This is a genomic window from Microbacterium sp. S1037 (assembly GCF_048381605.1).
In the GTDB taxonomy this organism is placed as follows: domain Bacteria; phylum Actinomycetota; class Actinomycetes; order Actinomycetales; family Microbacteriaceae; genus Microbacterium; species Microbacterium testaceum_B.
On record NZ_JBLWIG010000001.1, the window covers coordinates 711,203 to 725,663 of the forward strand.

A 14,461-nucleotide genomic window follows, 5' to 3' on the forward strand; every position below is an offset into this window, starting at 1 on the left:
CCACGCGGGCGCAGTGGCATCCCTTTGGATGAAAAAGTGGACATCGAACTCTCGCACTTCGTCTTCGGCGTGGTCACAACACTCGCGCTCGGATTGCTGGCGGCTGCACAGTTCTTCGTCGACCACCGACGGCGCCGCTTCGAGGACACCCAGATCGCGCTCGACATTCAGGCCGCCTTGACGACGCGGGAGATCGTCGAGCTGTTGCGGAAGCCGACCCTCTCGGCTTCCGAGCGAGACTTCCTCTTCTACGCGCACGGGGTTGCGCTCGACAGACAGCTGGCGATGACGTCGTTCGACAAGCTCAACCCCGATGTGTCCGAACGGGTCTTGGCATCCATAGAACGCGTCTATCGCGTCGTCGAATCCGACAAGCGCGCTCGCGACCGGCAGAAGGCGGCCGACGAGAGGTTCCACACCAACGTGGTCGACCACACGAAGTTCACGTGGGGCGATGGCGCCGAGAAGCTCGGCAAATGGGATGTGCTCGCACTGGCGGGTGCGAGATGGCTGCGCGAGAACCCCGACGTCCGTACGCGCGAGCAGTTCGAGGAGGCGTTCGGGAAGGTCGTCCGGCCGGTCATCGAACCCTTCGCCGGCGGGGGTCGGTTCAACCCGAAGCTGCTGCTGCAGCCTGTCGTGCACGCCAACCAGAAGGAGGGCGACCGCAAGCGCGGTGAGCGCTGGCTGACATCGCACGGGCACGACGGGGGGATCGCACTGGACGGCGAGACGTTCCGCACGGGATGGAACCTCGGCTTCGGCTCGACCGGCGGTGGCTCCGCGCACCTCGCGATGATCGACCACTTCCGCACCGCCCTGGGCTACGACATCCGCCCGGTCGCGTCGTGACCGCACAGCCGACGGTCGACGCGGAGCTCGAATGGCAGGCCCTCCGCCTGCAGAAGATCGTGCATAAGAAGTTCGAGGTGTGGGCGATCAGCCGCATCGTCCACGGTCTCGACGACCCCGAGATCGAATGGGCGACCCAGCAGGTCGTCCCCGCCCGAGCCGAGGGGAAGCTGTCGCTGCTCGACCTGTACTTCCCGCAGTTCCGCCTGGCTGTCGAGATCGACGAGCTCGGGCACGTCGACCAGGTCGCGCAGGACCGCCTCCGCGAACGCCGTGTCATCGACACCGCGAACGTCGAGTTCTGGCGGTGGAAGATGCAGGACATCCGTAGCCTCGACGACGCGCGGCGCCACATCGATGCGCTGGTCGACGACCTCCGCACACGTAAGCGCTCCCAGGTCGACGACGGCACGTTCGTGCCCTTCCGTTTCGGCGAGAAGCACGACCCCGCTGAATGGATCGCGCGCGGAGGAGTCGGCATCCAGGACGATGCGCGCTTCCGTCGTCACATCGATGTCGCCCGTCTGTTCGGCAGGAATCTCGCCGTCCACCGCTCCGGCATGCTGCGGGTGTCGAGGGCCGTGCAGGTGTGGTTCCCGAAGCTCTACCCGAACACCCCTTGGCACAACGCTCTGCTCGACGGCGGCCGACGCATCCTGCAGCGCCTCGCGGCAGACGTCGTCGAAGGAGTCGACGTCGAGCCGCTCGCCCTCGGCAGCGGGTCGGGCGAGACCCGCCTGGTGTTCGCGCACTATCGCGACGAGTTCGGGCAGATCTACTACCGCTTCGTCGGGGCGTTCGAGCACACCGGCCAGGACGGCCACAGCGCGGACTTCCGCCGCATCGGGGAGCGCATCACGGTCGATGGCGCGGGCGGCTTCGAGATCGTACGACCGTGACCGACCTGACCCCCTACGTGCGCATCGTCCAGCGGGCGGAGCGCGCGAGTCGGATGCCCGAACCCGCCCGCGCGCGCGAGGAGATCGCAAAGCTCCTGGAGGAGCTGCGCGCGCTCGGTCCGCCCGAAGACCCCCGGGCCCGTGAGCGCATCTGGGCACAGTTCCAGGCCGCCGAGAACAGCGTGCCCACGCCCGCGACTCCGCCCCGCCGTCCCACCGCACGTGAGGTCCTGCGGGACCGGGTGACTCGGCTGCGACGCCTCGCGTGGCGAGAGCTCACGCTCGACGCCGTCCGGGGGTACGCGCGAGCATTCTCGTTCGGGGGCAGCGACCCCCGCGCCCGGTTCTGGCCCTTCGCGCTCGTCGGTCTACCCCTCGGCATCCTGATCATCGCTGCGGTGAGCCGCATCCCCGCGCCGTCTGCCCTCGTCGTCGCGACGGTTATGGCACTCGGCGCGTGGTGGCTGCTCTCGTTGATCGCCGCCCTCTGGCGGCGCTTCGACGATGCCGGAACGCCGACCTCCCTGGCCATCGGAGCGGTCCTCCTACCGGCCGCGCTCTGGTTCGACGCATTCGTGATCTCGTTCTTCGTGCCCCCACAGCCCCTCGCCGGTGTGTGGCCGGCGACCGCCCCCATCCTCATCGCCACGACGGTGCTCTGCGGCACATCCGCTCTCGCGAATGTCGTCGTGGCCTGCTGTCTGCCGGCCGGCAGCGTCCGTCGCTGGAACCACGGCGGCGCGATGCTGGTGCTCGGCGCCCTCTCGCCGGTCCTGGTGCCCTTCCTGCTCTTCGTGGCCTTCTTCTCGTTCGTCCTGAGACTGTTCACCGCGGCCGGCGTCCCCCGGACCGCCCGCGTGTCATCGTCCCGTCGACGCATTGGGGGGCGAGTCGGCGCGGACGGGAAGTGGCGGAGGGGTCGCACGACCACCGTCCGAGCGCACGAACGCCGCCTGAAGGGCACCCGATCCTCGACGGCCGATGAAGCCCTCGCGCTGTCGGCCGGGGCCGGGACGGGACTGGCGTTCCGGATGCTGATCGCACCGGGCATCATCTGGGACTTTTCCCTCGTGCGGCGCATCCGAGCATCGCCCCACCCATGACGAACGTCACCCCCACATCGTGACGAGAGTCTGAGGTCGTGCGGCCGCCTGGCGGCCAGCATGAAGACATGACCTCCTCCACCCCCACTCCCGCCGCGATCGACGCGCGGGGCGTCGTCAAGAGCTTCGGCTCCGTTCATGCCGTCCGCGGCATAGACCTCTCGATCAAGCCGGGCGAGATCGTGGCGTTCCTCGGGCCGAACGGCGCGGGCAAGACCACGACGATCGACATGATCCTCGGCCTGAGCACCCCCGACTCCGGCTCCATCAGCGTCTTCGGACACAGCCCGCGCGGCGCGATCGCCCGGGGTCTCGTCTCCGCGGTCCTGCAGACGGGCGGGCTGCTGAAAGACCTGACCGTTCGCGAGACCGTCGAGCTGACGGCGAGCCTTTTCGCCGAGAAGCGTCCCGTCGACGAAGCGCTCGAGCGAGCCGGCATCCGGAATCTGGCGAGCCGGCGCGTCGGCCTCTGCTCGGGCGGTGAGCAGCAGCGGCTCCGCTTCGCGATGGCGCTCGTGAGCGACCCCGCCCTGCTCATCCTCGACGAGCCGACCACCGGCATGGACGTCGAAGCGCGCCGCTCGTTCTGGAACGCCATCCGAGCGGATGCCGCCCGTGGACGCACCGTCATGTTCGCGACGCACTACCTCGACGAGGCCGACGAGTACGCCGACCGCATCGTGCTGATGCGCGGGGGAGAGATCGTGGCCGACGGCCCCACCCCCGAGATCAAGAACCTCGTGTCGGGGCGCATGGTGCACGCGACGCTTCCGGATGCCGACATCACCGCCCTCGCGGCCCTTCCCGGTGTCGACTCGGTGGAGGCCGCCGGCGAGCGCATCGCGATCCGCACGAGCGACTCCGACGCCCTCGCCCGCCACCTGCTCACCACCACCGACGCGCGTGACATCGAGATCACGGCGCAGAACCTCGAGAGCGTCTTCCTCACCCTCACCGCCGACTCCGCCGCACCCGCCCAGAATGGAGCAGTCCGATGACCGCCATCACCCTTGACCGCCCGGTCCCCGCGTTCGGTGGATTCACGCTCACGTATCTGCGCATCGAGCTGCTGCGCAAGCTCCGCAACCCGCGCAGCCTGCTGTTCACGGTCGCGTTCCCGGTGCTGATGTTCTTCATCGTCGGGTTCCAGACGCTCGACGTTCCGCTGACCGATACCCCGCTGGCGTCCGGGGGAGTGTCGGTGGCCGCGTACATCATGGTCTCGATGGCGATGTACGGAACCATGATGTCCGCGACGCAGACCGGGGCGTCGGTCGCCGTCGAGCGTGCGCAGGGCTGGAGCCGCCAGCTCCGCCTCACCCCCCTGAACCCCGTCGCGAACGTCGTGGTCAAGATGATGGCGGGCATGATGTTCGGCCTGATCGCCGTGATCGCGACCTACGCCGTCGCCGCCTTCGCCGGTGTCACCCTCGCCCCCGTACAGTGGATCGTGACCGGCCTCGCGGCCTGGCTCCTCGCCAGCGCGGTGTTCACGACACTCGGCCTCATGGTCGGCTACATGGTGCCGGGCGAGAACGCGGCGCAGATCACGAGCCTCGCCGTGGTGCTGCTGGCATTCCTCGGCGGCCTGTTCTTCCCCCTGTCGTCGATGCCCGATTTCCTCCAGGTCATCGGCAAGTTGACGCCCGTCTACGGCATCGGCGAGCTCGCGCGGTCGCCTCTGACGGGGGATGCCTTCGACCTCGGCGCCCTGATCAACGCGGTGGTCTGGCTCGCGGTGTTCGTCTTCGGGACCGTGTACTTCTTCCGTCGCGACACGCGGCGCGCGTGACGCCTAGGGTGAACGACATGAGCAGTGGGACCGGCCCGGAGCGAGCGATCGTTCCGGGCCGTCGCCCGTTTCAGCGCGGGTGGCTCATCGGTTCGTCGATCTCGCTGATCTGGACGTTCCCGACTCTGCTCACCCTCTGGGAAGAGCCGGGTCTGGCCCCGCGGGTGCTCGGGACCTCGATCGTCGTGGTGTTCGCGGCGCTGTTCATGGCGACCGCACCCCTCGCGCGGATCACCCCGTCGTTTGGCCGCCGGCTGATTCCCCCCGTGGCGCTCTTCGCGCTGAGCGTGGCCCTCTGGCCGTGGCTCGGCGCCGACGTGCGATGGCTGTGGACGTTCGTGGGCGTCTCCGTCGCCGTTTCGCGTGTGGGGCCCCGCACGATGTGGACGACCGTCGGCATCCTGAGCGGACTCTCGTTTGCCGTGGGCGAGTGGAGCGGGGCCGACACGTTCACGAGCGTGCTCAACTCGGCGATCATCCTTTCGATCTCGATCATGATGTTCAGCTTCATGCGGAACATCTCGACCCTCGAGCGCCTCCGCGATGCGCAGGCTCAGATCGCCGAACTCGCCGCCGAGAAGGAGCGCGGGCGCGTCGCCCGCGACGTGCACGACATCCTCGGTCACTCGCTCACCGTGATCACGGTGAAGGCAGAACTCGCCGGACGGCTGATGGATGCCGGCTCCCCGGCCGCCCGCAACGAGATCACGCAGATCGAGCAGCTGGCGCGCGGCGCCCTCTCCGACGTCCGCACGACGGTCCACGGGTACCGCGGGGTGAGCATCAGCGGAGAGCTCGCCGCCGCGCGAGCGGCGCTGGAGAGCGCCGGTGTCTCCGCCGACCTCCCCGGATCGACGGAGCAGGTTCCCTCCGACCGCCGCGAGCTCGCCGGGTGGGTCGTCCGCGAGGCGGTGACCAACGTCATCCGTCATTCCGGTGCCACCGCCTGCCGAGTGCGGCTCGACGGCCGGTCGATCGAGGTGGCCGATGACGGCTGCGGCCCCTCGTCCACGGCATCCACCGGATCGGGGCTGACGGGCCTCCGCGAGCGCGTCGAGACGTCCGGCGCTCGTCTGACCGTCGGGCGCAGCGACCTCGGCGGATTCACACTCAAGGTGGCATGGTGATCCGACTCCTCATCGCCGACGACCAGGCTCTCGTGCGCGGCGCCCTCGCCGCCTTGCTCGGTCTCGAGCACGACATCGAGGTCGTGGCTCAGGTCGGCCGCGGCGACGAGGTGGTCGAGGCCGCGCGAGCCTCCGAAGCCGACGTCGCTTTGCTCGACATCGAGATGCCGGGCATCGACGGCATCGCCGCGGCATCTCTCCTGCGTTCTGAGGTTCCCGGATGCCGTGCCCTCATCGTCACGACCTTCGGACGCCCCGGCTACCTGGCGCGTGCCATGCAGGCCGGCGCCTCGGGATTCGTGGTGAAGGACACGCCCGCGGCGGAGCTGGCGGATGCCGTGCGGCGCGTGTCTCTCGGCCTCCGCGTCGTCGATCCGGCCCTCGCCGCCGAGTCGCTCGCGCAGGGCGACTCTCCGCTGACGGAGCGCGAGACCGACGTGCTCGCCGCAGCGCGCGACGGCGGCTCGATCGCCGACATCGCGCGGACGGTCCACCTCTCCGAGGGGACGGTCAAGAACCACCTGTCCAGCGCGATCGGCAAGACCGGTGGGCGGAATCGGGCGGATGCCGTGCGGGTGGCGGTGGAGCGGGGGTGGCTGTAGCGGGAACTCAGCCTTCGGCAGGAGCACCCACCCCGAACGCCACCGCCTCCTCCTCCGTCAGCATCCGCGACCGGATGAGGAACCGCATCCCCGTCGGCCCCTCCACCGAGAACCCGGCTCCGCGCCCCGGCACGACGTCGATCGTGAGGTGCGTGAACTTCCAGTACTCGAACTGCGACTCCGACATGTAGACCTCGATCGGGTCATCCAGGCCGACCTCAATGTCACCGAGGCGCACGTCACTCGGTCCGGTCAGGAACATCCCCACCGGGTAACACATCGGCGAACTGCCGTCGCAGCACCCACCGGACTGGTGGAACATCAGCGGGCCGTGCTTCGCCGTCAGGTCGCGCAGCAGCGCGGCCGCGGCATCCGTCACGTCGACGCGGGAGAGCTGGGTCACCATGTCCCGCTCCTTTCGGTTCGTGTCCCAAAATTTGTCGGCTGCAGGTCCCGTAACCAGCCATAAGTGGGACGAGGGTCCATGCGAAGTAGCCATAAGTGGGACATGCACTGACACAACAGGGGCACGCCACATCCGCCACCCACAGCCATGTCCCACAACGTCCGGGTTCAGCCGATGCAACTCGCACGAAACGGGACACGCACTGACACAACAGGGCCGCGGCCGCGAAGCGGCCCGAGCCGAGCGGGTGTGACCCCCGGGACTAACCCGGGGGTCACGGAACCAGGGCCACCCGCCGCGGCCCCGGCTCCGCCGATCAGAAGAAGCCCATCGCCCCTTCGGCATACGACACGAGCAGGTTCTTCGTCTGCTGGTAGTGGTCGAGCATCTTGAGGTGGTTCTCGCGGCCGATGCCCGACTGCTTGTAGCCGCCGAACGCGGCGTGCGCGGGGTACTGGTGGTACGTGTTCGTCCAGACGCGTCCCGCCTCGATCGCACGACCTGCGCGGTACGCGGTGTCGCCGCTGCGGCTCCACACACCGGCACCGAGACCGTACAGGGTGTCGTTGGCGATGGAGATGGCGTCGTCGAAGTCGTCGAACGACGTGACCGAGAGCACCGGCCCGAAGATCTCCTCCTGGAAGATGCGCATGTCGTTCGTGCCCTCGAACACCGTCGGCGCGACGTAGTAGCCGCCCGAGAGGTCACCGCCGAGGTCGACCCGCTCGCCGCCCATGAGCAGCTTCGCGCCGCCCTGCTTGCCGATGTCGATGTACGACAGGATCTTCTCGAGCTGGTCGTTCGAGGCCTGCGCACCGATCATCGTCTCGGGGTCGAGCGGGTTCCCCTGACGCACCTTCTTCACGCGCTCGAGGCCGTCACCGAGGAACTGGTCGTAGATCGAGCGCTGGATGAGCGACCGCGAGGGGCACGTGCACACCTCGCCCTGGTTGAGCGCGAACATCGTGAATCCCTCGAGCGCCTTGTCGTAGTACGCGTCGTCGCTGCGCAGCGCCACGTCTTCGAAGAACACGTTCGGGCTCTTGCCCCCGAGCTCGAGCGTCACCGGGATGAGGTTCTGCGAGGCGTACTGCATGATCAGGCGCCCGGTCGTCGTCTCGCCGGTGAACGCGATCTTGCGGATCCGCTTGTGCTGCGCGAGCGGGGCACCCGCCTCGATGCCGAAGCCGTTGACGATGTTGACCACGCCCGCGGGGAGCAGGTCGCCGATGATGTCGAAGAGGAACAGCAGGGATGCCGGGGTCTGCTCCGCCGGCTTGATCACGACGCAGTTGCCCGCGGCGAGGGCCGGCGCGAGCTTCCATGCCGCCATGAGAATGGGGAAGTTCCACGGGATGATCTGGCCCACCACACCGAGCGGTTCGTTGAAGTGGTACGCGACGGTGTTCTCGTCGAGCTGGCTCAGCGAGCCCTCCTGTGCGCGCAGCACGCCGGCGAAGTAGCGGAAGTGGTCGACGGTCAGCGGGATGTCGGCCGCGAGCGTCTCGCGCACCGGCTTGCCGTTCTCCCACGTCTCCGCGACGGCGATTCTCTCGAGGTTCTCCTCGATCCGGTCCGCGATTCTGTTCAGGATGACGCTGCGCTCGGCGGGCGTGGTCTTCTTCCAGCTCGCGAACGCCTTCCACGCGGCATCCACCGCTCTGTCGATGTCGTGCGCGTCGCCGCGGCCGACCTCGCAGAACGGCTTGCCGGTGACGGGGGTGATGTTCTCGAAGTACTCACCGCTGTGCGGTTCGACCCACTCGCCGCCGATGTAGTGCCCGTACCGCGAGCGGTACTCGGCGACGGCCCCGCGGGTGCCGGGGGCGGCATAGACGCTCGAGACGCCTTCTTCGACGATGGTCATGCGTGTCTCCTTCGACGGTCATGAGTCGCCGCGACGGCTTCGAGCGGCGATGCGCCGACGGTACGCCGGGGGAGGTTGCATCGGGTTGCATCCGCATGTGCCTCAGGCCTGGCCACCGGAATCGGAGAGGTGCATCGGATTCGGATGGCGCTGCCCGTTCGATCCGAATCCGCTGCGCGCGTCCGAATCCGTTCACCTGGGCTGCGTCGCGCATGCCCCGCACGGACAGCACGCGACATCACGCATGCCCAGCGGCCGCGCCCCACAACTACGGCGCAGGCACCGGAAGCTACGGATGCCACGACCCCGAGGCCGTGGCATCCGTTCCGCGCGTACCGTCAGGCGTCGGCGTCCGCCAGGACCGAGCGCAGGGGCGGGACGTTCACCTCGTGCAGGTCGATGTCGTCGAGGCGCTCGATGCTGATGACGCGCGGCGCGATCGTGCGGTCGTCGGCGACGATCCAACTGCCGACGAGGAGGAAGCGATCGTTGCCGGCGGTGATGGGCCCGGTCAGGGCGAAGGTGTGGTTCGTCGGTGTTGCGAAGGTGACCCGCACGGGCGTGCCGTGGGGAAGGGCAGACGGGTCGACGACATCGGCCGTGAGCGCCGGCTCGGGAGGCTCGATCCCCACGTCGATCCGCTGGATCTCGGAGCTCGTGCCCAGGATGATGTCGCCGACGAGCGGCTGCCCGCCCACACCGATGCGTACGGTTCCCTCGATCGCGTACAGCCCGTAACGCGGGGAACGGACGATCACCCGGGCGACATCGCCCGCCTTGACCTCGGCGAGCGCCTCACGAATGCGCCCCACGTCGCGCCGAGCGCGAGCTGCCGAGAAGATGTCGAGCGCCTTTTCGTCCATATGTTCAGCGTAACGAGGGCCTCCGACATCGGGCACCCCGGGGCCGCATCCCGATGTCACGTGTCCCACTTCGCGCGAGATGTCAGCGCGATATCCGCACGAAGTGGGACATGCCGGTGCAGGAATACGCGCAGAAAGGCGCGAACGCATCACCCGCGCTCGAGCCGCTCCACCCGTGCGACCAGTCCCGCGCGCTTCGGAGACCGCGCGGGCAGCATGCTCAGGCACAGCCGCAGCACCTCCTCGTCGTCGCGCGCATCCGCCATGTCGGCGTACGCGAGCAGCACGTCGATGCTCGCCTCGGCGAGCAGGGCCTCGCGCAGCGCCGAGCGCACCGACTCGCGCAGGTCGACGACGCCCGGCGCGTCCGATTCGGGCAGCACCGGGCCGGCATAGGCGGCGAGCGCCACGCGGTGCGCCCCGCGGTCGAGGAGCGACAGCACGTGCTGCGCGTCGGTCTCGAGTCCGTCGGGCAGCCGGTACGGACGGGATGCCGGAACCAGGCGCGGTGCGACGGGGGCGAGCGCGCGCCGCAGACGCACCATCTCGGGACGGAGCGTCTCGACGACGGCATGACCGTAGACCGCCTCGCTCAACGCCTCGGCGGACAGACCCTCGCGATGGACGGCGAGCAGCAGCAGGATCTCCGCGTGACGGGCGCTCAGCTCGAGCGTCTCTCCCCCGGCCTCGAGCACCGCGCGGTCGCGACCGAGGATGCGCAGCAGCGCGCGGGACGGTGCCGATCTTCTCGGCGGGGGCGCCTGCTGCGCCCGGAGGCGCGCGACGAGGATCTCGCTCTCGATCGCCCGGGCCGTGGCATCCACGAGCAACTGCGCTTGCGGAGTCACCGCCTCGGGGCCTCCCGTCACGTCGATCACCCCGAGGAGGCGTCGCGATTCCGGGTCGTGCACGGGTGCCGCGGTGCATGACCACGGTTGCACGAGCCGATTGAAATGCTCGGCACCGCGGATCTGCACCGACCGGTCGAGGGTCAGAGCCGTTCCCGGGGCCGAGGTGCCGACGGCATCCTCCGCCCAGTTCGCGCCCGCGACGAAGCCCATGTCGCCGGTCAGGGCCCGGATGTGCCGGTCGCCCTCGACCCACAGCAGCCGGCCGGCCGCGTCGCCCACGGCCACGACGACGCCCGACTCCTCGGCCGTTCCGGGCAGCAGAAGAGCGCGAACCATGTCCATCACCCCGGCGAGCGGATGCGCGCGGCGATACGCCTCGAGCTCGTCGCTCGCGAGGTCGAGCGAGGGGAGTCCCTCCGGTCCCACGAGGGATGCCAACGACCGCCGCCACGACTCCTGCACGAGCGGCCGCACGTCGTTCAGCCGCCGATCCTCCTCGTTGCCCGCGAGTAGCTCCTCGTGCGCTCGCGCGATCAACAGCCCCGATGTCTCGGAGGAGATCGGCGGTCGCGACCACGGAGAAGGCACGGCACTCCCATCGGCGGTGACGGAGGAGGCTCCCAGTGTAAGTCGGTCGTCGCCCGGGCGGGAGGGGCGGTACCGTCACGCGGACTCACGGCGCGACACGCCGTTCTGCGGCTGGTCCACGCGGCGTGTCGGCCCCGGACTCCGCGCGACGGCCCGCCACGGACCGGGGGGCCGAGGTACAGATAGGGGAAAACACGTTCCGCACCCCGCACTACTGCGCACTGCGTGGTACTGTCCGAGGCAGACAAGCGAAGGGGGGCCGCGTGTGGATACGACGCAGCTATTGAAGGGAGTGCTGGATGCCGCCGTGTTGGCGGTCGTGCAGCACGACGACGGGTACGGGTACGACATCGTGCGACGCCTGCGCGAAGCGGGGCTCGGCGAGGTGGGGGATGCCTCGGTGTACGGCACGCTCCGCCGTCTCTACTCGGCAGGCGCCCTGTCGAGCTACGTCGTGCCGAGCGACGGGGGACCGCACCGCAAGTACTACGCGATCAACCCGCAGGGCCGTGAGCTGCTCGCCGCGCAACGCGCGAGCTGGGCTCACTTCTCCTCCGCCATGACCACGCTCCTCGACGACACCACGACCACGAAACTGCGCACGATCGGAGAAGCCCGATGATCACCACGCCCGTCCGCGACGACATCCGCGCCTTCGCCTCCGCGGTGCGCGCGCACCTCGACGACCTCCCCGTCGACGAAGTCGACGACCTGCTCGACGGCCTCGAGGCCGACCTGTCGGATCAGGCCGCCGAGGCCGGTGACGGTTTCACGATTCCGGATGCTGCGACCTACGCCGCCGAGCTTCGTGCGGCCGCGGGGCTGCCGGAACGCGGCGATGCTCCCGCGACGAAACGCACGCCGTTCCGCCAGCGACTCTCGAACGCCCGGACGTCTGTCGAGGCACAGATCCGTCGCAACCCGGCCGGTGCCTGGCTGCTCGACCTGCTGGCATCCCTCCGTCCGATCTGGTGGGTCCTGCGCGCGGTGGTGCTGTACCTCTTCATCGCGCCGCTCTTCTGGTCGGGGTACGGCTCGGTGTCGGGTGCGCTCGCGTACCTGATCGGGGCGGTGCAGTTCCCGGGCATCGTGCTCCTGGCGGTGCTCCTGCTGGTGAGCGTGCAGTGGGGTCGTGGACGATGGGCGCCCAACGCCATCGTCCGCGGTTTCCGCACCGCGGTGACCATCGTGGTCGTGGTCCTGACCCCGTTCACGCTCGTGGCGATCGGCAGCAACATGCAGTCCCTGGTGTGGGATGGATCGCACGACGTCCTCGCGGCGCCCTACACGTCGGGTCTGTCGCTCGACGGTCAGCGCGTCCGCAACATCTTCGCGTTCGACGCCGACGGCAACGCGATCCCGACCGTGCAGCTGTTCGATCAGGACGGCACTCCGCTCACGACCGTCGGCAACGCGAACGGCAACGCTCCCTTCGACAACTACTTCTACGGCGGGGGCGGTCCCGTGCCCGTGCCCTACACGGCACCCGGCGCCGCCGACGCGTGGAACATCTATCCGCTGCACGAGATCCCGGCGGGCGTGATGAGCTGGGATTCGGTCGAGGACGTCAGGAAAGCGACCGCGCCGGCGTTCCCCTTCCTGCGCGTTCAGCCCGTCCCTACCGACGCGGCGTCTTCCGCCGGAACGACTGCCGGGCCCACGCCTCAGCCGTCGCCGAGCCCCACCGACGCGGCGGTGACCCCGTGAGCGACGAGCCGCGCATCGTGAGCATCGACCTCACCCACCTCGTGATCGCCGCGCTGGAGGACGCCCGCGACGAGGAGGAGTAGGCATCCCGAACTCGGGGCGTGATTCGGCGGATTGGGGGCGTCGAATCACGCCCCGGCCGTCTCCCGCCCGCTGAACGCGCGCCGTCGTGCGGAGTTCGGCCCCGACACGCCGTTCCCGACGGCTCCGGACCGGCGTGTCGGGGCCGAACTCCGCGCGACGGCACACAACGCCCGGCCGCACACGACGCCGGGCCGCACACGACACCCCGCCGCGACTCGCGTCAGCTCCGCGCGGCCCACCAGTCCCGAAGACGCCGCTCGGCCTCTTCTTCGCCCACCACGCCCTCATCGAGTCGCAGATCGAGCAGGAAGCGATACGCCTCGCCGACCTCGCGGCCCGGCGTCAGCCCCAGCACCTCCTGGATGCGGTTGCCGTCGAGCTCGGGCCGGATCGCGTCGATCTCCTCCTGCTCGCGCAGCGTCGCGATCCGCGTTTCGATGTCGTCGTAGGCGGATGCCAGGCGCTGGGCCTTGCGCTTGTTCCGCGTGGTCACGTCCGCCCGCGTGAGGATGTGCAGCCGCTCGAGCTCGTCCCCCGCGTCGCGGACGTAACGCCGCACCGCGGCATCCGTCCACGCCCCTTCCGCGTAGCCGAAGAAGCGCAGGTGCAACTCGATCAGGCGCGAGACGGTCGTCGTGGTCGCCGCGTCGAACCGCAGCGCCTGAAGGCGCTTGCGTGCCATCCGCGCGCCCTTGATGTCGTGATGGTGGAAGGTGACGCCACCGCCGGGCTCCAGTCGCCGGGTCGCCGGCTTGCCGATGTCGTGCAGCAGGGCCGCGAGGCGGAGGGGCACGTCGGGCGCGGCATCCGGATTCCGCTCCTTCTCGAGCGCGATGGCCTGCCGCAGCACCGTGAGCGAGTGCTCGTAGACGTCTTTGTGGTGGTGGTGCTCATCGACCTCGAGCCGCAGCGCGGGGACCTCGGGGAGGAACTCGTCGATCAACCGGGTCTCGACCAGGACCCGGATGCCACGCACCGGATCATCGGTCTGGAGAAGCCGCACGAGCTCGGCCTGGACCCGCTCGGGACTGACGATCCGGAGCGTCTCGCGCAGAGCGCTCATCGCGTCGAGGGTGTCGGGGTCGATCGCGAACTCGAGCTGCGACGAGAAGCGCGCCCCGCGCAACATGCGCAGCGGGTCGTCGCCGAAGCTCACGGCCGGGTCGATCGGGGTGCGCAGGCGTCCGGCGATGAGGTCTTCGACGCCGCCGGTCGGGTCGACGAGCGTCCGCGCGGGGACGCGCAGCGCCATCGCGTTGACGGTGAAGTCGCGACGGCTGAGGTCGGCTTCGAGCGTGTCGCCGAACTCGACGGTGGGCTTGCGGGTGACGCCGTCGTAGCTGTCGGCGCGATAGGTCGTGATCTCGACCTGCTCGCCCTTCACGCGGGCGCCGATCGTGCCGAAGGCCCGTCCCACGTCCCACTGCACCGACGACACGGGCTTCACGAGCGCGAGGATCTCGTCGGGGCGGGCATCGGTGGTGAAGTCGAAGTCGTGCGTCACGCGCCCGAGCAGCGCGTCGCGCACCGGGCCGCCCACGATCGCGAGATCGCGCCCCGCGTCGGCGAAGACGCGGGCCAGGGTGGCGACCACGGGATGCGCGGCGAGCTCTTCGAGGCGCGCGAGACCCTCGGCCATGTTCAGCATGCTTTCGAGCCTATCCGGGGCCGCCGACAGCGCACCTGCGGCACCCCATGACGCCGAGTGTCCGAGAAACGC

At 69.4% G+C, this 14,461-nt stretch carries 14 protein-coding genes; 9 read left to right on the top strand and 5 right to left on the bottom strand.

Annotated elements, in window-relative coordinates:
- Nucleotides 1-36: 36 nt before the first annotated feature.
- From ACMW4R_RS03110 to ACMW4R_RS03140, 7 genes are all read left to right on the top strand, one after another.
- On the top strand, nt 37-852 hold the full coding sequence (locus ACMW4R_RS03110; RefSeq protein ID WP_418299126.1) for a hypothetical protein: 816 nt from the start codon (nt 37-39) through the stop codon (nt 850-852).
- Nucleotides 849-1,751, top strand: coding sequence for an AbaSI family restriction endonuclease (locus ACMW4R_RS03115; RefSeq protein ID WP_418299127.1), 903 nt, complete (start codon nt 849-851; stop codon nt 1,749-1,751). The genes ACMW4R_RS03110 and ACMW4R_RS03115 overlap by 4 nt, the downstream gene beginning before the upstream one ends.
- Complete coding sequence (locus tag ACMW4R_RS03120; protein ID WP_418299128.1) at nt 1,748-2,854, top strand: hypothetical protein; 1,107 nt, start codon at nt 1,748-1,750, stop codon at nt 2,852-2,854. Before ACMW4R_RS03115 ends, ACMW4R_RS03120 begins: the two co-directional genes overlap by 4 nt.
- Nucleotides 2,855-2,922: 68 nt before the next feature.
- Nucleotides 2,923-3,852 carry an ABC transporter ATP-binding protein gene (locus tag ACMW4R_RS03125; RefSeq protein ID WP_418299129.1) on the top strand — a complete coding sequence of 310 codons (930 nt, stop codon included), beginning with the start codon at nt 2,923-2,925 and terminating at the stop codon, nt 3,850-3,852.
- The gene (locus tag ACMW4R_RS03130) at nt 3,849-4,646 is read left to right on the top strand and encodes an ABC transporter permease (protein WP_058628439.1); all 798 of its coding nucleotides are present in this window, start codon (nt 3,849-3,851) and stop codon (nt 4,644-4,646) included. Before ACMW4R_RS03125 ends, ACMW4R_RS03130 begins: the two co-directional genes overlap by 4 nt.
- A gap of 17 nt (nt 4,647-4,663) precedes the next feature.
- Nucleotides 4,664-5,773: a sensor histidine kinase gene (locus ACMW4R_RS03135; protein ID WP_418299130.1), complete on the top strand. Its 1,110-nt coding sequence runs from the start codon at nt 4,664-4,666 to the stop codon at nt 5,771-5,773.
- Complete coding sequence (locus ACMW4R_RS03140) at nt 5,770-6,375, top strand: response regulator transcription factor (RefSeq protein ID WP_081317304.1); 606 nt, start codon at nt 5,770-5,772, stop codon at nt 6,373-6,375. The genes ACMW4R_RS03135 and ACMW4R_RS03140 overlap by 4 nt, the downstream gene beginning before the upstream one ends.
- 7 nt (nt 6,376-6,382) lie before the next feature.
- Here the strand turns inward: ACMW4R_RS03140 and ACMW4R_RS03145 are convergent, their stop codons facing one another.
- From ACMW4R_RS03145 to ACMW4R_RS03160, 4 genes are all read right to left on the bottom strand, one after another.
- Nucleotides 6,383-6,781, bottom strand: a complete 399-nt coding sequence (locus ACMW4R_RS03145) for a DUF779 domain-containing protein (protein WP_058596217.1) — start codon at nt 6,779-6,781, stop codon at nt 6,383-6,385.
- Between the two features lie 316 nt (nt 6,782-7,097).
- On the bottom strand, nt 7,098-8,648 hold the full coding sequence (locus ACMW4R_RS03150; RefSeq protein WP_058627701.1) for an aldehyde dehydrogenase family protein: 1,551 nt from the start codon (nt 8,646-8,648) through the stop codon (nt 7,098-7,100).
- 338 nt (nt 8,649-8,986) lie between these two features.
- Nucleotides 8,987-9,511 (bottom strand): hypothetical protein, encoded by a 525-nt coding sequence (locus ACMW4R_RS03155; RefSeq protein ID WP_418299131.1) that lies wholly within the window; start codon nt 9,509-9,511, stop codon nt 8,987-8,989.
- Nucleotides 9,512-9,660: 149 nt separating this feature from the next.
- Nucleotides 9,661-10,950 (bottom strand): GAF domain-containing protein, encoded by a 1,290-nt coding sequence (locus ACMW4R_RS03160; protein WP_418299132.1) that lies wholly within the window; start codon nt 10,948-10,950, stop codon nt 9,661-9,663.
- A 265-nt stretch (nt 10,951-11,215) separates the two neighbouring features.
- Between ACMW4R_RS03160 and ACMW4R_RS03165 the strand changes: the two genes are divergently transcribed.
- Together ACMW4R_RS03165 and ACMW4R_RS03170 are read left to right on the top strand one after the other, a co-directional pair.
- On the top strand, nt 11,216-11,572 hold the full coding sequence (locus ACMW4R_RS03165; protein ID WP_418299133.1) for a PadR family transcriptional regulator: 357 nt from the start codon (nt 11,216-11,218) through the stop codon (nt 11,570-11,572).
- The gene (locus tag ACMW4R_RS03170) at nt 11,569-12,657 is read left to right on the top strand and encodes a hypothetical protein (RefSeq protein WP_418299134.1); all 1,089 of its coding nucleotides are present in this window, start codon (nt 11,569-11,571) and stop codon (nt 12,655-12,657) included. Before ACMW4R_RS03165 ends, ACMW4R_RS03170 begins: the two co-directional genes overlap by 4 nt.
- Before the next feature lie 304 nt (nt 12,658-12,961).
- On the opposite strand, the gene ACMW4R_RS03175 is transcribed toward ACMW4R_RS03170, so the two are convergent.
- Entirely contained in the window at nt 12,962-14,389 is a 1,428-nt protein-coding gene (locus ACMW4R_RS03175; protein ID WP_418299135.1) for a CCA tRNA nucleotidyltransferase, read from the bottom strand.
- Between the last annotated feature and the right edge of the window lie 72 nt (nt 14,390-14,461).